General features: G+C 59.1%; 21 protein-coding genes and 1 riboswitch. Of the genes, 9 read left to right on the top strand and 12 right to left on the bottom strand.

All coding sequences use genetic code 11. From position 1 onward, the window contains the following. The first annotated feature begins 39 nt into the window (after positions 1-39). The gene (locus GOW98_RS03935; RefSeq protein ID WP_170329761.1) at positions 40-1,644 is read left to right on the top strand and encodes a UbiD family decarboxylase; all 1,605 of its coding nucleotides are present in this window, start codon (positions 40-42) and stop codon (positions 1,642-1,644) included. Continuing rightward, positions 1,544-2,116: a UbiX family flavin prenyltransferase gene (locus GOW98_RS03930; protein ID WP_170329760.1), complete on the top strand. Its 573-nt coding sequence runs from the start codon at positions 1,544-1,546 to the stop codon at positions 2,114-2,116. The genes GOW98_RS03935 and GOW98_RS03930 overlap by 101 nt, the downstream gene beginning before the upstream one ends. On the opposite strand, the gene GOW98_RS03925 is transcribed toward GOW98_RS03930, so the two are convergent. From GOW98_RS03925 to GOW98_RS03915, 3 genes are read right to left on the bottom strand one after another with little or no spacing between them, the layout of a single operon-like run. After that, complete coding sequence (locus tag GOW98_RS03925) at positions 2,113-2,910, bottom strand: iron chelate uptake ABC transporter family permease subunit (RefSeq protein ID WP_170329759.1); 798 nt, start codon at positions 2,908-2,910, stop codon at positions 2,113-2,115. The two genes, GOW98_RS03930 and GOW98_RS03925, sit on opposite strands and share 4 nt — an antisense overlap. After that, on the bottom strand, positions 2,910-3,650 hold the full coding sequence (locus GOW98_RS03920; RefSeq protein WP_170329758.1) for a metal ABC transporter ATP-binding protein: 741 nt from the start codon (positions 3,648-3,650) through the stop codon (positions 2,910-2,912). Before GOW98_RS03920 ends, GOW98_RS03925 begins: the two co-directional genes overlap by 1 nt. A 2-nt stretch (positions 3,651-3,652) precedes the next feature. Further along, entirely contained in the window at positions 3,653-4,165 is a 513-nt protein-coding gene (locus GOW98_RS03915) for a Fur family transcriptional regulator (RefSeq protein ID WP_170329757.1), read from the bottom strand. 56 nt (positions 4,166-4,221) lie between these two features. On the opposite strand from GOW98_RS03915, the gene GOW98_RS03910 reads away from it, so the two are divergent. Then, positions 4,222-5,427 (top strand): zinc ABC transporter substrate-binding protein, encoded by a 1,206-nt coding sequence (locus GOW98_RS03910; RefSeq protein ID WP_170329756.1) that lies wholly within the window; start codon positions 4,222-4,224, stop codon positions 5,425-5,427. 280 nt (positions 5,428-5,707) lie between these two features. Here the strand turns inward: GOW98_RS03910 and GOW98_RS03905 are convergent, their stop codons facing one another. The 4 genes from GOW98_RS03905 to GOW98_RS03890 are packed head-to-tail and all read right to left on the bottom strand — an operon-like array spanning position 5,708 to position 8,828. Then, positions 5,708-6,721, bottom strand: coding sequence for a FecCD family ABC transporter permease (locus tag GOW98_RS03905; RefSeq protein ID WP_170329755.1), 1,014 nt, complete (start codon positions 6,719-6,721; stop codon positions 5,708-5,710). 1 nt (position 6,722) lies between these two features. Continuing rightward, positions 6,723-7,670, bottom strand: a complete 948-nt coding sequence (locus tag GOW98_RS03900; protein WP_170329754.1) for an ABC transporter substrate-binding protein — start codon at positions 7,668-7,670, stop codon at positions 6,723-6,725. A 19-nt stretch (positions 7,671-7,689) separates the two neighbouring features. Beyond that, a complete protein-coding gene (locus tag GOW98_RS03895; protein ID WP_170329753.1) occupies positions 7,690-8,475 on the bottom strand; it encodes an ABC transporter ATP-binding protein in 786 nt (261 codons plus the stop codon). Further along, a complete protein-coding gene (locus GOW98_RS03890) occupies positions 8,472-8,828 on the bottom strand; it encodes a DUF1636 family protein (RefSeq protein WP_170329752.1) in 357 nt (118 codons plus the stop codon). Before GOW98_RS03890 ends, GOW98_RS03895 begins: the two co-directional genes overlap by 4 nt. Positions 8,829-8,922: 94 nt before the next feature. Continuing rightward, positions 8,923-9,122: riboswitch (cobalamin riboswitch) on the bottom strand. Positions 9,123-9,262: 140 nt separating this feature from the next. On the opposite strand from GOW98_RS03890, the gene GOW98_RS03885 reads away from it, so the two are divergent. The 6 genes from GOW98_RS03885 (at position 9,263) to GOW98_RS03860 (ending at position 13,378) form a co-directional block, all read left to right on the top strand. Then, positions 9,263-10,024 carry a DUF3299 domain-containing protein gene (locus GOW98_RS03885; protein ID WP_170329751.1) on the top strand — a complete coding sequence of 254 codons (762 nt, stop codon included), beginning with the start codon at positions 9,263-9,265 and terminating at the stop codon, positions 10,022-10,024. 374 nt (positions 10,025-10,398) lie between these two features. Then, the gene (locus GOW98_RS03880) at positions 10,399-10,827 is read left to right on the top strand and encodes a hypothetical protein (RefSeq protein WP_170329750.1); all 429 of its coding nucleotides are present in this window, start codon (positions 10,399-10,401) and stop codon (positions 10,825-10,827) included. Further along, on the top strand, positions 10,824-11,489 hold the full coding sequence (locus GOW98_RS03875) for a MotA/TolQ/ExbB proton channel family protein (RefSeq protein ID WP_170329749.1): 666 nt from the start codon (positions 10,824-10,826) through the stop codon (positions 11,487-11,489). Before GOW98_RS03880 ends, GOW98_RS03875 begins: the two co-directional genes overlap by 4 nt. Beyond that, positions 11,482-11,847 (top strand): biopolymer transporter ExbD, encoded by a 366-nt coding sequence (locus GOW98_RS03870; RefSeq protein WP_254437888.1) that lies wholly within the window; start codon positions 11,482-11,484, stop codon positions 11,845-11,847. The genes GOW98_RS03875 and GOW98_RS03870 overlap by 8 nt, the downstream gene beginning before the upstream one ends. Beyond that, positions 11,844-12,221, top strand: a complete 378-nt coding sequence (locus GOW98_RS03865) for an ExbD/TolR family protein (RefSeq protein WP_170329748.1) — start codon at positions 11,844-11,846, stop codon at positions 12,219-12,221. The genes GOW98_RS03870 and GOW98_RS03865 overlap by 4 nt, the downstream gene beginning before the upstream one ends. Beyond that, positions 12,218-13,378: an energy transducer TonB family protein gene (locus GOW98_RS03860; RefSeq protein WP_170329747.1), complete on the top strand. Its 1,161-nt coding sequence runs from the start codon at positions 12,218-12,220 to the stop codon at positions 13,376-13,378. The genes GOW98_RS03865 and GOW98_RS03860 overlap by 4 nt, the downstream gene beginning before the upstream one ends. Positions 13,379-13,402: 24 nt before the next feature. On the opposite strand, the gene GOW98_RS03855 is transcribed toward GOW98_RS03860, so the two are convergent. The 5 genes from GOW98_RS03855 to GOW98_RS03835 are packed head-to-tail and all read right to left on the bottom strand — an operon-like array spanning position 13,403 to position 17,609. Continuing rightward, the gene (locus GOW98_RS03855; RefSeq protein ID WP_170329746.1) at positions 13,403-13,945 is read right to left on the bottom strand and encodes a DUF3833 domain-containing protein; all 543 of its coding nucleotides are present in this window, start codon (positions 13,943-13,945) and stop codon (positions 13,403-13,405) included. Then, positions 13,942-14,559 (bottom strand): DUF3833 domain-containing protein, encoded by a 618-nt coding sequence (locus tag GOW98_RS03850; protein ID WP_170329745.1) that lies wholly within the window; start codon positions 14,557-14,559, stop codon positions 13,942-13,944. Before GOW98_RS03850 ends, GOW98_RS03855 begins: the two co-directional genes overlap by 4 nt. Further along, on the bottom strand, positions 14,556-15,779 hold the full coding sequence (locus GOW98_RS03845; protein WP_170329744.1) for an MFS transporter: 1,224 nt from the start codon (positions 15,777-15,779) through the stop codon (positions 14,556-14,558). The genes GOW98_RS03850 and GOW98_RS03845 overlap by 4 nt, the downstream gene beginning before the upstream one ends. Next, a complete protein-coding gene (locus GOW98_RS03840; RefSeq protein WP_170329743.1) occupies positions 15,779-16,324 on the bottom strand; it encodes a hypothetical protein in 546 nt (181 codons plus the stop codon). The genes GOW98_RS03845 and GOW98_RS03840 overlap by 1 nt, the downstream gene beginning before the upstream one ends. After that, positions 16,275-17,609 carry an NAD(P)/FAD-dependent oxidoreductase gene (locus GOW98_RS03835; RefSeq protein WP_170329856.1) on the bottom strand — a complete coding sequence of 445 codons (1,335 nt, stop codon included), beginning with the start codon at positions 17,607-17,609 and terminating at the stop codon, positions 16,275-16,277. The genes GOW98_RS03840 and GOW98_RS03835 overlap by 50 nt, the downstream gene beginning before the upstream one ends. Between the last annotated feature and the right edge of the window lie 63 nt (positions 17,610-17,672).

Genomic DNA, 17,672 nt, shown 5'->3' with positions numbered 1-17,672 from the left:
GCTGATAGGCAGGTCGGGCTTTCTTGAACAGGATCTTCCGTGCGATCTTTGCCCTCCTTCCCCAGCCTGCGCAGTTTTCTTGACTGGTGCGGGGATACCAATCAGTTGCTGGCGGTGTCCGAGCCCGTCTCGGTTCGCCACCAGATGACAGCGGTCCACCGTATTGTACTGGAACGGGCTGGCCCGGTGCTGCGGTTCGATAGCCCGGTAAGCGAAGATGGAACCGTTTCAAAAATACCGGTTGTCGCAAATCTGTTCGGGACAACAGAACGCGTGTGTGCAGGGCTTGGGATAAAACCGGACGAATTGGATGAGATGGGCGCCTTTCTTGCGGCTCTCAAAACCCCGACACCTCCGGGTGGGCTACGTGATGCCCTGTCGCGCTGGCCGATGTTGAAGGCCGCCTTGGCGACGCGGCCCAAAATAACTAAGTCCGCATCCAGCCAGCAAGTGGTGCTGGAAGGGGCGGATATTGATCTGGCCTCGATCCCGGTGCAGACCCATTGGCCGGGCGACGCGGCGCCGCTTGTGACCTGGCCGGTTGTTATCACCCGGTCGCACGGGTCCGAGGCGGGGAATGTCACGTCCTACAATGCGGGCATCTACCGCGCACAGGTGTTGGACCGGGACAAGCTGATCATGCGATGGCTGCCCCATCGCGGTGGCGCAGCCCATCACCGGAGCTGGGTGAGACACGACCAAAAGACCCCCGTCGCCATTGTCTTGGGGGCGGACCCGGCCACGCTGTTGTCTGCCGCGCTGCCGCTGCCCGAGACCGTATCGGAACTGACCTTTGCAGGCGCGCTCAACGGGGCCCGCCCTCGCATGGTGGCCGCCAAGTCGGTGCCCTTGATGGTTCCCGCCGAGGCCGAGATTATCCTTGAGGGCTGGGTATCGCCCACCGAAACCGCGCCCGAGGGGCCGTTCGGCGATCACACCGGATATTACAACCGGGCCGAGCCTTTCCCGGTGATGCAGGTGACAGCCGTGACCCATCGGCAAGATCCGCTGTACCTATCCACCTATACCGGTCGCCCGCCAGATGAGCCCGCGATCATTGGCGAGGTTTTCAACCGTCTCGCGCTGCCCACCATTCGCGCCCAGATTCCCGAGGTTCGTGATCTGTGGCTGCCGCCCGCCGCTTGTTCGTACCGCATGGCCGTTGTCAGCATCGACAAACGCTATCCCGGTCAGGCGCGGCGGGTGATGATGGCATTGTGGGGGATGCTGCCGCAATTCAGCTATACCAAGATGATCGTGGTGGTGGATGACGATATCGACCCGGCGAACTGGGATGACATCGCTTGGGCACTTGCCACGCGCATGGACCCGGTGCGCGATGTGATGACGCTGGAAAATACACCGATGGACTATCTCGATTTCGCCTCTCCGCAACCGGGGTTGTCCGGCAAAATGGGCATCGACGCCACAAGCAAGATCGAAAGCGAAACCACCCGGGACTGGGGAACCGTGATGAAAACAGCGGACAAGGACGCGGAATTCGCAGCCAATCTTGTTTCGCGACTGATGACAGGGGGGTGTCATGAGCCAACACCGTGTGATTTTGGGCGTAGCTGGAGCCTCGGGCGCAGCACTCGGCATGTCGGTGGCGCGGCAGTTGTCAGATCTGGACGTCGAGATTGACCTTGTCACCAGCGACGCGGCAAGACGCACGCTGCTTGAAGAATGCGGGGGCGATGCGTTTGATACCCTCAGGGGATTGGCCACCCGCCACCATTCTATCGATAACATCGGTGCCAGTATTGCGTCGGGATCAGTCCCGGTCTCCGGGATGATCGTCGCGCCCTGTTCGATGCGCTCCTTGGCAGCAATTGCACATGGTTTTGATGACAACCTGCTGACCCGCACCGCCGGTGTTCAGCTCAAGGAACGCAGGCGTCTGGTCCTCCTGACCCGCGAGGCGCCGCTGACATTGGTGCATCTTCGAAACATGACGACCGTGACCGAGATGGGTGCGATTGTTTTGCCGCCGGTCCCGGCATTCTATCTGAAGCCACAGGGCGTGTCGGATATCGTTGACCAGATTGCGGCCCGCGCGATTGACCTTTTGGGCATTTCCGAACCCGCAGCACAACGATGGGCCGAAGCGATCTAGGTTCTGCTGCGTGTCTGCCATCCGATGAGGCTGAAGCACGCGAATACGACAGCCGCCACACAGACAATTGACGGGCCCGCGGGCGTATCGAAGACGTAGGCCGCCCGTAATCCGGCGACTGCGGAGAACGCACCGATTGCCGCTGCGATCAAAGCCATCGTTTCAGGCGATTTTGCCAAGCTGCGGGCTGCCGCCGCCGGTATGATCAGCATTGCGGCGATCAGCAGAACTCCTACGACCTTGATCGCCACCGCCACGGTCACCGCAAGAGAAAGCGTCAGGATCAATTGCTCGCGCTTAGGGTCATAGCCACTGGCATAGGCCAGTTCCTCATTCAGAGTCGCGGTCAACAGTTGTGACCAACGCCACGCGATCAGTGCCACGACCAGCGCAGCACCACCCCAGATCACCAGCAGATCCGAGCGTGACACCGCGAGAATATCGCCAAACAGATACGCCATCAGGTCAATACGAACGCCAGACAGGAACGATACCGCAACAAGGCCAAAAGCAAGCGCGGAATGTGCCAGCACACCCAGCAAGGTGTCCATCGCATACCCCCGACCGGCCAACAAGGTGACGGTCAACGCCATGATCAACGCAACGGCCAGCGCCCCGGTGAAGACCGACATTTGAAAGGTCAGTGAAAGGGCGACACCAAGGATTGCCGCATGCGCCGTTGCATCCCCGAAATACGCCATCCGGCGCCAAACGACGAAACACCCAAGGGGGGCTGCGGCAAAGGCCACGCCGACACCCGCTAGCGTGGCGCGGGTCATAAAATCATCAAGCATTATTCTGCGGCTTCCTGAGAGTGGTCACAGTTGTCGTGATCGTGATCATGATCATGGCGATAAAGCGCCAGCGCACCGCCCGTACCCGTCCCGAACAGCGCCCGGTATTCCGGGGCCGAGGCGACAACGGCGGGGGAGCCTTCGCAGCACACGTGGCCGTTGAGGCAGATCACCCGGTCAGACGCGCTCATGACCACATGCAATTCGTGGCTGATCATCAGAATGGCGCAGCCGGTGTCACGCCGCACATCTTCGATCTGACGATAAAAGGCGGCTGACCCCGGTTGGTCTAGGCCTTGGGTCGCTTCATCCAAAAGCAGAACGTCAGGGCGGTTGATCAGCGCCCGTGCTAACAAAACCCTTTGGAACTGCCCGCCCGATAGCTGCGACATTTGGCGTTTCAACAGGTCTGGCACACCGGCCGATTCAAGTGCTTCCATGCATTGTTTGCGCGAAACGGGGTTGGTCAGACGCATGAACCGTTCGACTGAAATCGGCAGTGTCGGATCGATATGCAGTTTTTGCGGGACGTAGCCCAGTTTCAGGCCGGGCTTGAGAGAGACATTTCCAACAGACGGCTTGGTCGCCCCGATTATGGCGCGCAACAGGCTGGTTTTGCCCGACCCGTTTGGGCCGACAATGGTGACGATCTCACCGGGCTCGATTGCCATATCCACATGACGCAAAACGGTATTTGCGCCATAGCGGACGCTGAGATTCTCAACGGTGATCAGAGTCATCGCTACGCCTTTTCGGTGCAGTCCGGGCAGAGGCCCTCGGCTTCTACAACCGTTCGCTCAATCTCGAAACCCGCTGCACGCGCAGCCGCACCCAGAACACCCTTGGCCGGGGCTGATTGCGCTTCGGCCACGGCATCGCATTTTCTACAGATCATAAAAGCCGGGGAATGCGCCGCACCGGGATGCGAACAGGCGACGAATGCATTTAAACGCTCGATTTTATGCACGAAGCCGTTTTGGACAAGGAAGTCGAGGGCGCGATAAGCGACCGGAGGTTGGGACCCAAACCCTTCGTCACGCAAACGATCAAGAATGGCATAAGCCCCAAGCGCGCGATGCTCTTGCAGCAGCATCTCCAGAACCTTGCGGCGAACCGGGGTCAGACGCAGCCCTTCTTCTTTGCAGCGCGCTTCCGCCGTGGCCAGCGCGGTCTCGACGCAATGCTCGTGGTCATGTTTCTGAAACCCGACCGGGGCTGAATCGTCCAACGGTATGGGGTGCGCGTCACTTGTCATGTTATTCCATATCATGTATGCGGCTCATAATGTTATAAAATCACACAGAGGGTCTGATGTCCAGAAAGCTTCTCCCACTATCTATCTCGGCTGCGCTTATGGGCGGAACGGCCATGGCTGAAGTACCTAACGTTGCGGTCGATATCGCGCCAGTTCATTCGTTGGTGGCCCGCGTTATGGAAGGTGTTGGAACGCCTGACCTTATTATCCCGCCTGGCGCGTCGCCCCATGAATATAACCTGCGCCCCTCGGAGGCCTCTGCACTGCAAGAGGCGGATCTGGTGTTCTGGATCGGTGAAGATCTGACGCCTTGGCTGGAAGACGCGGTTGGAACCCTGGCAGATGGCGCAACCGTTACGAGCTTGCTTGAATCGGACGGCACCGTTCTTTTGGATTTCCGTGAAAGCGCTTTGTTCGAAGCGCATGATCATGAGGATCACGAAGATCACGCCGACCACGATGACCATGACGACCACGACCATGGCGACGAGCATGCCGAAGACGGTGAGCATGAACACGAAGACGAACATGGTCACGATGAACACGATCATGATGAGCATGCTGAAGACAAGGACCATGATGACCACGGTCATGAGGAAGAGCATGCGCATGAAGACGAGCATGACCACGATGATCACGCCAAGGATGATGATCACGAGGACCATGCTGACCATGCTGACAATGACGATCATGACCACGAAGATCATGCCGACCACGACGGGCACGACGACCATGAAGGTCACGCACATGGCGAACATGACCCTCATGCCTGGCTGTCTCCGGCAAATGCGGAAACCTGGTTGAACCTGATCGCGGCGCAACTGTCGGCGGCTGACCCTGACAACGCGGGCGCGTATTTTGCAAACGCGGCTGCTGCGCGCGAAGAAATGGCTGCGCTGTCTGCGGAAGTGGCTGAAACCCTGGAGCCTGTCCGTGGCGGCAGCTTCGTCGTGTTCCACGATGCCTACCAATACTTCGAGGATGCATTCGATTTCCCGGCCTCGGGCGCGATTTCTGTCGGTGATGCAGTTGACCCGAGCCCTGCGCGCATCGCTGAAATTCAGGGCCGTATTCGCGAAGAAGGCGTCGATTGCGTGCTGGCAGAACCGCAGTTCGACTCCGGGATTGTCGCTACTGTTCTGGATGGAACCGAAGCCAATACCGGCGTGATCGATCCGCTTGGGTCTGATCTGGAACCCGGAGTGGCGCTCTACCCACAAGTTATCCGCAATATGGCAAAGACACTGGCAGAGTGCCTTTAACTTGAACGACAGGCCCGGTCGAATTTGAACCATCGACCGGGCCAAACTCCGTCAGTGACAACGCAGGTAATTGGTTCTTGTGTTTCATGTGACAGCGATGTCCCTGACGCCCTCAGGCAGTGCGCATTTGAAAATTTCATACTTTTCAATGCTTTCGGTCAACGACTAGGACCTTTATGACGATTTGCGTTTTGCGTCCTTTGATCTCCGTAGAGTCACAGACAAATAGTGGTCGTGAGTGGATTCCGCGACGCAGGACTGAACTGCGATGAAGTCGGAGCTAGTGCCGGGCCTTCGCTGTTCTGAACAGCAGCAAAAACACAAAGACCGAGCCAATCGAAGTTGTTACGATTCCCACCGGCAACTCCTGCGGTGCCAGCAGAAGCCTGCTGATTATGTCCGAGCCCGTCAGAAGCGCTGCGCCGACAATTGCGGCAGTTGGCAACAGTCGGCTGTGCAGCGGCCCGGCGATGCCTCGGGCAATATGAGGCACCATCAGGCCGACAAAGCCGATCACCCCGGCGACCGAGACGAAGACTGCGGTCGCAAGAGCCGCAACGAAGAACATGCTGAACCGCAGCCCTTGCACAGGCACGCCCAGCGTTGAGGCGGTCAGATCCCCGGTCAGCAGAGCGTCCAGCCAGCGGCTGCGATACAGCGAATAAGACAGGATCAGCAGCAGGCCGACGCAGACCAGTGGGAAGGTTTCCCACCGGGCCAAACCCAACCCGCCCAGCATCCAGAAGATCACCGAATGAGCGGCACGGCTGTCGCCAGCGAAAATCAGATAGTTGGTGATGGCCGAGAACAGGAACGACACCGCCAGACCGGCCAGAATTAGTTTTTCAGGCGCGCTTGTGCGCAAGGCATGCACCAGCGCCAGCACGATACCGGACGCCACAAGGCCACCGCAGAACGCCGCCAGTGGCAAAGTCCAGAAACCCAGAATATCGCCGGTCACGGTTATGACGAAAACCGCTCCGGCCGCCGCGCCGGAGGACAGGCCGAACAGGAAGGGGTCGGCCAGATCGTTGCGGGTGGTGGTCTGCAGGACAACTCCGACAAGGCCAAGCCCGGCGCCAATGACGGCCGCGAACAGAGCACGGGGCAAACGTAGATCGAACACGATCCGGTGCAGCGCGGACATGTCACCGTCAGCCAGACCGGTGCCCAGCAACACGGCATCAAACGCATCCCGCGCGGGGATGGGTGTGGTGCCGTAGACGGTCGAAATCAGCAAGAGGGCGGCCAGAATGACCGCCCCCAATATCAGAACCAGGCCTAATCGGCCCATATCAGTTGATGCCTGGATGTATGGCTTGGGCCATTTTCGAGATCGCCTCGATATTTGCCGGTCCGGGGGTCAGTTCCTCGTACCGCAGGCCGATCCAGCGCTCGTTTTTCACGGCGTCTGTCTCAGACATCACCGGATGTTCCTGCAGGAACTTGAACGTATCCTCCGCGCCATTGCCGGTTTGATAGTCCAGCAGCACAAGAAACTCCGGGTTTGCGGCAGCGACGGCCTCCCACGAAGTGCGGCCCCAGCTGGTTTCCATATCATGGGTAACGTTCTCTCCACCTGCAGCTGCGATCATCGCGTCGGGGATAGCGAATTTGCCCGCGGTAAAGGGTGCATCGGCCGGGCCATCCAGCAGGAACACACGGGGTTTCGACAGTTCGGCGGTTTGCGCTTCGATGGCTGCCAGTTCCTCTTTCCAGCTACCGACCAGTTCTTCGGCCTTGTCTTCGACACGCATCACTTTGCCCAGACGCAGCACGTCGTCGAACAGCAGATCCATGCTGGCCTCGGGGCGATCCTTGTCCAGATGCACGCAGCTTTCCGTCAGGATCATGGTCTTGATGCCAAAAGGCTCCAGCGTGTCGGGCGTGACGTCGCCACCGGGCTTCATGCCATAATACCAACCGGCAAAGAACAGGTCGGGTTCAACCGCGACAAGGTTTTCAACGGTCGGGTATTTCGGCGCAAGCTCGGGGATGTCACCGCGCAGGGTGTCGAATTCCGGACTGGTTTTGTACCAGCCGGTGATGCCGGTCAGGCCGACGATCTTGTCCTGCAGACCCAGCGCAAAGGCCATGTCGGTCATGTTCATGTCATGCACGACCAGCCGTTCGGGTTGGGTCTCAAAAACCAGCGGCGCGCCGCAATTGTCGACCGTCACCTCATGCGCAAAGGCGCCGCCTGCCACGGCGGTGATCAGGGCCGCAGACCAGATTTGTTTCATTGGGGGAGTTTCCTTAACTTTAGTTTGAGACGGGAGTTCTTCGGATATCCAGCGCCGGGATCACCCGGCCTTCGTGCTGGAAACACAGGTAATCAACGCCGAACGTGTCGCGTACATGCGCGGGTGTCAGCACCTCGGCCACAGGGCCGAAGCTGGTCAGACGTGTGGATTTCATCAGCGCCACATGGGTGGCGAATTCGGGTATCATGACGAGGTCGTGCACGATCATGACCACGGTGATGCCAAGCTCGGCCACCAGCGACAGCATCCGCCCCTTGGCATCCGGGTCCAGATGATTGGTGGGTTCATCCAAGAATAGAAGCGACGGGCTCTGTGCCAGAGCTCGGGCGATGTGCGCCCTCTGACGCTCACCGCCGGACAGCAGGGCCATCCGTTTGCCTGCCAGTGCGGTCAGCCCGGTCAGGTCCAGTATCCGATCCAGCTCGGCCGCGTGGGCGTCGGCAGATCGGTCGGACCGGATCGGAATCTGACCCAGGGCAACATAATCCCGCAGCAGCAGACGACCGTCCGGGAATTCCTGCTGGCTGACAACGGCGATCATGCGGGCGCGCTCGGATGCGGACATCTGTTTCAAGCTGCGCCCGTTTACCAGAACATCGCCCAGAACCAGTTCGGCCGCGCCGCAGAGCAGGTTCAGAAGTGTTGTTTTCCCGGCCCCGTTCGGCCCAGCAATGGCCAGGATCGCGCCCCTGTCCAGTTCGAAAGAGGCACCTTGCAACAGGACATCACCGTTGAGCGCGTAGTATTCGAGGTCGCGCGCAACCAGAAACGCAGGGTTCGTCATGAGCACTCCTCCACGTTCAGCCTTGGCATGCGGGCCAGGGTCTTGTTGAACAAAGCACGCGGACGGTCTGTGGCATTTGTCCAGCCGTCCCCACTGGCGTGGAATTGCCGCGCGAAATCGGCAAGAGCGTCGACATCTTGCGAGGTTTGGATATCCCCAAACAAGTATTGTGCCTTGCCGACAGCCTGAAAGCCGACGGTTATGGGCCGGTCACAACCTGCCATGCACGACACCGAATGTACGGAGTAGCCACAGGGCAGTCGATCTGTCAGTGCCTTTTGGATTGAACGCGCCGCGTCCGAACCTTTGCAGGTTTCGCAAATCAGCAGGAAGTGTTCGGGATTGTTTGCCATTACCCGCTCCGTCTATTGCCGAGGCGAGGTTTTTGAAATGTAATAACGTAACGCTTTCGTCACTTTGCCTCCTTCCAGGACGCCCCGCCCCGGGTTGGTTGAATTCGAGATGGCAGGTCTCCTGACTTGCGGGTCATCGCTTTGCCGACCTTCCCAGCCTTGCGGCCAGTGGTGTTTTGGCATTGCTCACCGCTTACAGTTGCGGGGGCAGTTACGGAGTTGGTGCCAGTTGGCAGACCTCACCGTATTCCCTTTTCATCCCCAATTCGGGGAACCATCACCAGATTGACTGCCCGAGATCGCCCATTGCGTCAATATGAATTTTTTTGTTCCTTTTGTTGACCGGTCAGTCCTGAAGTAGTGGGCTGTTCTGCGAAGGACGGTTTCGACAAAATCCCACTGGAATGAACCCGGCAGAGCGTTAGAGTCCGATCATGCGATATTGGTTTCACTTTGCGACGATTCTAGCGCTGGTCCTGTGCGGTCCATCCGCAATTGCAGCCCCGGGGGCTGCACTAGAGTGGTCCGACTTGCCCGACCCGTCTGCGCAGGTATTCGAAGATCCGTATCGCGATCTCAGTCCGGAACAGTTTGACGATGTGCTTTTCGTTGTGCGTCTGCGGGGCAGGCTGCAGCAAGATATGGGCAGTGTCGAAGAACGTCTTAAGTGGCAAGAACTTCTGATTGAGACAGAAGGCGCTTTGGAAGGAGACGGAATCGATGTCGACTGGTTGCTGGAGCAGCGACATGTCGTGGCCCAACGCCGCGAACGCGCCGGTACAGCGGGAAACCCTGAATTCGACAATCAAACAGTGACATTGGCGGGTTTTGCCATTCCGGCCCCGCCCGATGCGGACGGGCGCTCCATAGCCTATTTGGTGCCTCAGCGCGGTATGTGCAGTCACCTTCCTCCGCCGCCGCCCAATCAGATGATACGGGTGCGGCTGAACGGTGACTGGGCACCCAGCTATTACCACGAACCCGTACGTTTGACCGGAAAGCTGGTCGTCGACCCATCGGAACAAAGCATGATGGTCGTCGATGGTTTTATGCCGATGCGCGCAACCTTCCGACTGGACACTGAAAGCGTTGAGACGTTGGAGGTGCAAACTGATGGGTTGGAATGGACGCAAAGCCCGGCTGACCGCATCCGGGCGGCAGGTGATCGCAAAACCGGTGGGGCGGGTCAGCCGTGATGTGGCAGGCGGAAAACATCACTGGTGGGGCAACCCGAATAATCCTGGGTGCGATCTTTTCGACGGAACGTAACGGCACCGCCTTTGCTGCAGGATTTCGAAAGCCCTAAAAACGCGATCTGCGCCGAAACTAAGGATCAAGTTCAACCAATTGCAACGCATCTTGATCTGCGTGAAGGTTCAAGAAAACCGGGCAGATCTGCTTTAGGAACGGGTCCCTTACCCGGACGACTGGCTGAGGTGGGGTTGAAGGCGTCGTGAATCACCCTTTATCACTAAAATGTCGGCTAACCTTTCGTGCCCCGACGGTCTTGGATATGACAGGAACAGCGCCGCCAAAGCCCTGCCTGCGCTGAACAATCGGGAGCGTGTCTATGAAGTTTCACCGTTCGGCCCTTGCCGCAATCGTTTGCGCGCTGCCACTAATGGCACAGGCCCAAACCGAAGAAGAAGCGCCGGGCCTGATGGTCGAGTTAAACGCAGTGGAAGAGATGGAAGGGGCTTGCCGCCTAACATTTCTGGTCGAAAATGAAACCGCAACGTCAATCGACTCTGCCAGCTATCAAGTGGTGATTTTCGATGCCGCAGGTGTCTTCGAACGCGTCACGCTTTTCGGGTTTCGAGATCTGCCGGCAAAACGTCCACGGGTGCGTCAGTTTGATATCCGCGATACCACCTGCGAAAACATTGGGCGTGTTCTGATCAACGGTGTGAGCAATTGCACAGTCGGCGGCACCGACAGCGACCTATGTGATGAGACACCGACCTTGAACAGCCGAACAGAAGTGGAGCTTTTGGGATGAGTTTTCTTGACGCCCTGCGTGAAATCCTGGCCCTTGGCGGGCCGGTGGTCGCCATCCTGATCGCCATGTCCGTGGTGACGCTGGCGGTCACGCTTTACAAGCTCTGGCAATTCGCGGCCTCGGGCGTAGGGCGGCATCGGGTGCTGTCACAGGCATTGGAGGCCTGGGACGCTGGTGACGAACAGACCGCCCGCGCGCGTCTGGCCAAAAGCCACAGCTATCTTGCACCGCTGGTCGGTGTAGCGATGGACGCCCCGGATGCACCCGGTTTGGATCAGCGGCTGGACGCTGAAGCAGGGCTGGCGTTGGCCGGTCTTGAGCGCGGTTTTCGCCTGCTCGATACAGTGGCCCAGTTGGCCCCTCTGTTAGGGTTGTTCGGCACTGTTTTGGGCATGATCGAGGCGTTCCGCAGCCTGCAATCTGCGGGTTCTTCGGTTGATCCGTCGCTGCTGGCGGGCGGTATCTGGGTGGCGCTGGTGACCACGGCTGTGGGCTTGGCGGTGGCAATGCCGACCTCCATGGTGCTGTCTTGGTTCGAAAGCCGCACCGCACGCGAACGGGTGTTTGCAGACAAGGCGCTGCGCACGGTTTTGGTGCCGGGGCAGGCGATCCCGCTGGCCGAAGATGCCCAACCCATGGCGGCCACGCCCGGACATGCGTAACCTCGCACCCTTTGTCAGACGGCCCATGGCGATGACACCGCTCATCGACGTGATCTTTCTGCTGTTGCTGTTCTTTATGCTGACCTCGACCTTTTCGAAATACGGCGAAATCGAGCTGAGTAACGCCACGACCGGAGGGGCCTCGACGGACGCGCCGCAAGACCGTGCCTTTGTCCAATTGGGCGAAGATCGGTTAGATCTGAACGGCACGCCTGTCACGCTGGATGAATTGACGGCGCAGGTGACCATCGGGCAAGTGTTGGTCAGCCTCGATACTGACACAACAGCGCAGCGTTTGGTGGACCTTCTGGTTTTATTGCGCGGGCGTGAAGGTCTGAGCGTGTTGGTGCTGGAATGATCCGCCATAGCCGCCCCCGCCGCAAACGCGACTCGACCATTGCGCTGATCAACGTCGTGTTCCTGATGCTGATCTTCTTTCTGATCGCAGGTACGGTGGCCACTCCGCTGGATCCCGATCTGAATCTGGTCGACACGTCCGAGCTGGAAGGCCGTGAGCCGCCAGACGCGCTGGTGTTGCACCGGGATGGTACACTCAGCTTTCGCGGTACACCTGTGGAGCCGGAAGCCTATATGGCCGGGCGCGACCCCGGGCCAGTGCGGATCGTTCCGGATCGTGAAGCCTCGGGCGCACGACTGATTGAGGTCACCGGCGAGCTGCGCCGGCTTGGCGCGGCATCGGTGTTTGTCGTGACCGAGAAGGCGCTGGAATGATCCGGGGTTCGGTCGTGATCGCTGTCCTTGCGGCGCTGCTGTCCTTGCTGCTGCACCTGATGGGGTTAAGCCTGACCGCGCCCAGACTGGCTCAGCAGCCGGATAACGCAGGTCGGGGGGACTCCGTCGAGCTGAGCAACAGTTTCGAGGATCTTGTGGAGTCCGTCGCCGAACCGGTAGAAGCTGAGCCGCCCCAAGCTCCGGAACCCCCGGTGGAGGAACCATTGGAACCCGCGCCAGAACCGGAGGAGATTCCAATCAGTGAGGTGCATGTAGCTTCGGACAATCCGCAGCAGACTTATGCCCCCGATACCGGCACGTCCGAAATCCTGCAGCCAGTGGCCCCTGAACCGGTCGAAACAGAGGCTCGGGAAACACAGGACACGACGGATGGCGACAAATCCGCCAGCGATGAGGTGGAAGAGGCCCCGCCGGTCGAGGAGTCTGAGGTTGCCGAAACGCCCGAGGGCAGCCCCGAAGCCACAGAACCGGCGGAGGAAACACCGGCTGCACCCGAGCCCACCGAAGCTGAGCAGATTGCCGCTTTGCCCGAACCAGCGGAAAACTCCGTTCCGTCGATTGTGCCGGTCGTGCCTTCTGAAAGCGAGGCGATCGAGGCCGATATCCCCGCCACCCCGGCTGAGCCAGTGCCCGACGCGGAAGAAAACAGCGAGGAGCCGGAGCAGGCGCTGACCTCTTCGATTCGTCCACGCCTGCCGGATCGTCGGTCGCAACCTGAATCTGTGGGTACGTTACGCGGGGCACGGGATTTCAGCGATCTGCAGTTTCCAACACGCGAAATCGAGTCGCCTCTCACCACTTATCAGCGTCGCGGCGTTGATTCATTCACCTCGGGCGATAGCGGCGCGCGATCGGGCGGGCGTGGGCCCGGAAACTCGGACAGAACCAACTATGCCGGGCGGGTTCTGGTTCACCTGAACCGCGCACCGATTGTCTACACGTCCGCACGGGGCTTTGCGAAGGTCTTTTTCGAGATCAACGCGGACGGCACATTGGCCTGGGTTGACGTTGTGGACAGCAGTGGTACGTCCGAAGTCGAGCGCGCAGCCAAGGCGCAAGTCCGCGCGGCCTCACCCTTCCCAAAACCACCTGGAGGCGTCAGCCGAAAGCTGTCCTTCTTTTATACCAGTAACTGAAGGTTTGGATGCGGACGGTTTGCCCTAGTGCTTTTCGAAGAACAGAATGACCTCACCCAGCCGCACGCCATAGCGAGAGACGTAGGCGCGGTTCAGCAGCCGGTCGTCACTCAGCAGCCACATCCAATCATCGAAATTCACCCGCATGGTGCCGTCTTTCACGGGCAGGTCGATCTTGTACTTCCAGTTGAATGTATCGCCGCGTTCAACTCCGCTGGCGGTGCCTAACACGCCCGGAGCGGTGCCGGTCCATGTATCCTCGCCGGTTTTGGTCAAGGTCCAGATGCGTTGTTCGGTAGCTCCGTCGTCATAGACGAAATCCTCGACCAGCGTCAGGGTTTTACCATCCCATGTACCGTCAATCTCGACGGTGAACCGGCGGGGCACATTGCCCAACACATCCTGAAACTGACCATAGGCGACGGTTTTGCCTTCAAAAAACTCCTCAAGGTTTAGTTGCCGGTCAGACAGAAAGGACTTGGGAACGCGCGGTTTGGCCGAACAAGCCGCCAGCGTGGCAAGTCCGAGAATGGCGAGGGCCGAGATCAGAAACCGGCGGGTGATCATTGCAACGTCCTTTTTTCGGCCGTCGCGTCGTAACCGTTTGATCCGCTGACATGGGCCGGCTTCGCCTCGGGCGCAGGGCGCATTGTGGCGACCAGTTCGGCGACTTTGAGGCCATATTTGCGCATCTCGGAGCGATTCATGATCACGCCGTTTTCAGTCAGGTACATCCAATCGGTGACGTCCAGAGTGTGTCCGCCCGCATCCGCGGGCAGGATGATCCGGTAGGTCAGCTTGACGGTGGAACCGGAAATGGTGCCGTGACCCTCGCCCACGATGTCGTCCGCCGTGGCTGTAAACGTATTGCCGGTGCCCAGCGTCAGATACCATTTGCGGTTCATCTTCTTACCGTTGGAATAGGTAAAATACTCGGACAGAGTACCGGTATTGCCGTCCCAATGGCCGACCATACGAGCGACAAAGCTGTTCGACATCTTGCCATTGGGCCCATAGATCAGCCCTTCGGATAGGATTTCTCCGTTCAGGTTCTCCTTCATTTTGAACGCAGGCCCGGTGGCTGCGTAGTCCGTTGGCGCCTGCGACCGAAAACTCAGGAACCGGCGCTGGGCGACGATCAGGATAAGGATGGCGAGCAGAAGGATGGCGATGACAGTCATTTGGCTGAGACCTCCGTTGGCAGCGTTAGGACCAGCCCGAACGCGCCGAGTTTCAGGATGCAGGGCAGCAAGGCATAGGCGAAGTTGAGTGTACGCAACGCCTCGGCCGAGTTTGTCTGCCCCGGAGTGAACCCGCTACGTTCCAGCAGCGGCAGAGTGAAAAAGGCGGCAAGTGCGAGCCCCAGCTTGCCCGCGAAAGACCAGATGCCGAAGGCAGCCGAGGCATTCAGCCCCGCCCGCGTCAGCACCACTGAGAACATGGCAGGCAGCACGACCATATCCGCCCCTAAAGCAGCGCCCGAGGTCAGGCAGATCATTGCGAATCCGGTCAGATTTCCGGCTGACAATGTGGCAGCCCCAATAAAACCCGCGATCGACAGCGGCATGGCGATCATCAGGGTCTGTTTTGGGCCAATCCGGTTGCTGAGCTTGGCCCAGAGTGGCACGCTTGCCCCGGCGCTGAGGAAGAACAGGATCAGCAGCGGCCCGGCCTTTCCGGGCAGTTGCAGGCGGTCCTCGACAAAGAACAGAAACAGCGTAGAGGTGATGGCCACCGGCAGGCTGTTGACCAACGCCAAAAACAGAAGGCGCAACGCACCAGCCTGACCCAGCCCGGCGAAAGATAACCCCTGACCAGTGATCGGGGTACGACGCCAGATCGGGAAGGTCAGCAGCAGTGTCAGGACGGCCAGCAGACCCATAAACAACCCAAAGGCAGGATACCCTTGCGCGCTCGCCCCGAATGCCACGAATAAGGCGGGAGCGCTGGCGGCAAGGATCACTCCGGTCAGTTGCCCACCTTCGCGCCACGCGGCCAGCGTCATTAGTTCTTTGGCGTCAGCCTGTTTAGCCAGCGTTGCACTGCGGCCATAGAGCAGAATTGTTCCGAGGCTATAGGCCGAGAATAACAGCACCAAAACAGATACTAACAAGGCGATACTCACACCTTGGGGCAGGCCAAACAACAAAGGAAACCCAATAGCCAGCCCAATCGCAGCCGCCGCAGCGAACAGCACCTGTGCCCGCGGCCAGCGGTCGATGGCCCATCCGATCAGCGGGTCCTGCACCAGATCGACAATGCGGATCACCAGCAGAACGGTGCCGATCACTCCCAAGCCGATGCCGAGATTCACGGCGGCAAAACGTGGCAGATGGATGTAAAGCGGGATACCCGCCGCAGCCAGCATCAACGCATAAAGGCTGACCCGCGGGTACAGCATCACTGCCCTCGCAGCCTTTGCGTAAAGGCGGCGGAGCGGGTGTTCTCCCCCAGGAATACGGACATGAAGCTGCGCTTGATCCCCGGATAGGACATTGTGCAGGTCTTGCGCCCGTTCAGCCAGAACGAAACTTTGTTTGGTCCCTCGGACACCGCCAGATAGCGATCTCCCTTTTTGACCGCTTTGAAGCAGACTTGGAGCTGATCGCGTACAGGTGCCGCGCGGCCAATGCGCTGCATCTCATCCAATGTCGAGTTGACCAACGCCTTTTGGCTCACGTTGCGGCGGTATTGCAACTGCAACCCAAAGTCCTGGTTCCAACTGAACGCAGAACCGCCCGGTGTGAACAGCTGCGCGTCATACAACGGTAGCCCGAGATAACGAAAGGTCGCGGTGCCGCGCAGTTGTGGGTTGTCGAGTTCGTTCAGGCCGGATGACGCCGCCAAGCCACCGGGGGTCAGCAGGCAGAGGGACAGCAACGCTGGGCGAAGGAATTTATACTTCGGCCGAGGCAGGGATGGCCGGATCTTTTGCAAGAATGCCATTTTCAGCTCCGAGTGTTTGCGGGATGCCGTTCAAGCGCTCGACAACGTGCATCGCGCTGGCAATCCCGTCTTCGTGAAAACCATGCCGGTTGTAGGCTCCGGCAAACCACGTTCGGTTCTGTCCCTGCATCTCGCGGATTTGCCCCTGTGCTTTCAGGGCTGCCTTGTCGAAGACCGGATGGGCAAACTCGACCTGGTCATAGATTTTATCCGCGGGAATTTCTGATGATGCATTCAACGTCACAAACAGCGGGTCGCTGTCCGGAATGTTCTGCAAACGGTTCATCCAATAGGTGACCCCCACATTCCCGGCTTGCGAGCGATAGGTCCAGCTGGACCAGCAGGCACGCCTGCGCGGCATCTGGCTTGGGTCGCAATGTAGGATGGCGGTGTTGGGTTGGTAACGAATAGACCCTAACGCGGCCTTTTCCGCATCCGTTGCCGCCTCACCCAGAATGGCAAGCGACTGGTCGGAATGTGTGGCGAGGATGATCTCGTCGTACAAATCGGCCTGCCCCTGGCTGTGAACGGTCACACCGGTTTCATCCCGCTGAATGCGATCGACGGGCGAGGCCAGACGAATTTCGCTGCCCCGCGCGCGCAGAGCGGCATCAATGCGACGGACATATTCGATACTGCCACCTTTGACCGTGTACCACTGATGCTGATTGGCGCGACCGCTGGCCAACAGGGCGTGATTGCGGAAGAACTGCACCAGCGAGCGTGCCGGGAACTGATCCACAAACTCCACTGGCGTAGACCAGATCGCACCGCACATCGGCATCAGGTAATTATGGCGGAACCAATGGCCCAGACGCAGCTGATCAACCAGTTCTCCGATCGTTGTGTCGTCATCCTGCGCGGCCTCGGGGGCTTCTTTACCAAAACGCAAGATGTCGGCGATCATCTTATAATAAGCCGGACGCGCAAGATTGCGCTTCTGCGCCGTCAGGGTGCGTAGATTGTTCAGGCCGTATTCGATACGGCCGTTGTCGATGGTGGCACCAAAACTCATTTCGGACTTGATGACCGGTACGTTCAACTCATCAAACAGGCGCGTCAGATAAGGGTAGGTGACATAGTTGAAGACGATGAATCCGGTATCAACGGGCTGATCGCCGTTCTTGCCCGCCATCACCGTGCGGGCGTGACCACCCAGCCGGGGTTCGGCCTCATAAACGGTGACGTCGTTGGCTTCGGAAAGATAGTAAGCGGCCGACAGACCTGAGATACCTGCACCTACTACTGCGATTTTCTTGCGTACGCCTCGGGTTTCGTCGAACATGCCATCCTCTTTGTGCGACATTTTACAATAGGATACGCAGCATATGCGGAGGTGGATCAATCG

Origin of the sequence: Ruegeria arenilitoris (assembly GCF_013032445.1) — a bacterium.
Taxonomy (GTDB): Bacteria; Pseudomonadota; Alphaproteobacteria; order Rhodobacterales; family Rhodobacteraceae; genus Ruegeria; species Ruegeria arenilitoris_F.
This window is presented reverse-complemented; position numbering and strand designations above follow the sequence as displayed.

Coding starts and splice junctions, on each gene's coding strand:
- GOW98_RS03860 (WP_170329747.1), top strand. CDS start 12,218: ATGATCCGGGGTTCGGTCGTGATCGCTGTCCTTGCGGCGCTGCTGTCC.
- GOW98_RS03880 (WP_170329750.1), top strand. CDS start 10,399: ATGAAGTTTCACCGTTCGGCCCTTGCCGCAATCGTTTGCGCGCTGCCA.
- GOW98_RS03895 (WP_170329753.1), bottom strand. CDS start 8,475: ATGACGAACCCTGCGTTTCTGGTTGCGCGCGACCTCGAATACTACGCG.
- GOW98_RS03920 (WP_170329758.1), bottom strand. CDS start 3,650: ATGACTCTGATCACCGTTGAGAATCTCAGCGTCCGCTATGGCGCAAAT.
- GOW98_RS03875 (WP_170329749.1), top strand. CDS start 10,824: ATGAGTTTTCTTGACGCCCTGCGTGAAATCCTGGCCCTTGGCGGGCCG.
- GOW98_RS03930 (WP_170329760.1), top strand. CDS start 1,544: ATGAGCCAACACCGTGTGATTTTGGGCGTAGCTGGAGCCTCGGGCGCA.
- GOW98_RS03900 (WP_170329754.1), bottom strand. CDS start 7,670: ATGAAACAAATCTGGTCTGCGGCCCTGATCACCGCCGTGGCAGGCGGC.
- GOW98_RS03915 (WP_170329757.1), bottom strand. CDS start 4,165: ATGACAAGTGACGCGCACCCCATACCGTTGGACGATTCAGCCCCGGTC.
- GOW98_RS03870 (WP_254437888.1), top strand. CDS start 11,482: ATGCGTAACCTCGCACCCTTTGTCAGACGGCCCATGGCGATGACACCG.
- GOW98_RS03835 (WP_170329856.1), bottom strand. CDS start 17,609: ATGTTCGACGAAACCCGAGGCGTACGCAAGAAAATCGCAGTAGTAGGT.
- GOW98_RS03885 (WP_170329751.1), top strand. CDS start 9,263: ATGCGATATTGGTTTCACTTTGCGACGATTCTAGCGCTGGTCCTGTGC.
- GOW98_RS03925 (WP_170329759.1), bottom strand. CDS start 2,910: ATGCTTGATGATTTTATGACCCGCGCCACGCTAGCGGGTGTCGGCGTG.
- GOW98_RS03865 (WP_170329748.1), top strand. CDS start 11,844: ATGATCCGCCATAGCCGCCCCCGCCGCAAACGCGACTCGACCATTGCG.
- GOW98_RS03845 (WP_170329744.1), bottom strand. CDS start 15,779: ATGCTGTACCCGCGGGTCAGCCTTTATGCGTTGATGCTGGCTGCGGCG.
- GOW98_RS03890 (WP_170329752.1), bottom strand. CDS start 8,828: ATGGCAAACAATCCCGAACACTTCCTGCTGATTTGCGAAACCTGCAAA.
- GOW98_RS03855 (WP_170329746.1), bottom strand. CDS start 13,945: ATGATCACCCGCCGGTTTCTGATCTCGGCCCTCGCCATTCTCGGACTT.
- GOW98_RS03850 (WP_170329745.1), bottom strand. CDS start 14,559: ATGACTGTCATCGCCATCCTTCTGCTCGCCATCCTTATCCTGATCGTC.
- GOW98_RS03910 (WP_170329756.1), top strand. CDS start 4,222: ATGTCCAGAAAGCTTCTCCCACTATCTATCTCGGCTGCGCTTATGGGC.
- GOW98_RS03905 (WP_170329755.1), bottom strand. CDS start 6,721: ATGGGCCGATTAGGCCTGGTTCTGATATTGGGGGCGGTCATTCTGGCC.
- GOW98_RS03840 (WP_170329743.1), bottom strand. CDS start 16,324: ATGGCATTCTTGCAAAAGATCCGGCCATCCCTGCCTCGGCCGAAGTAT.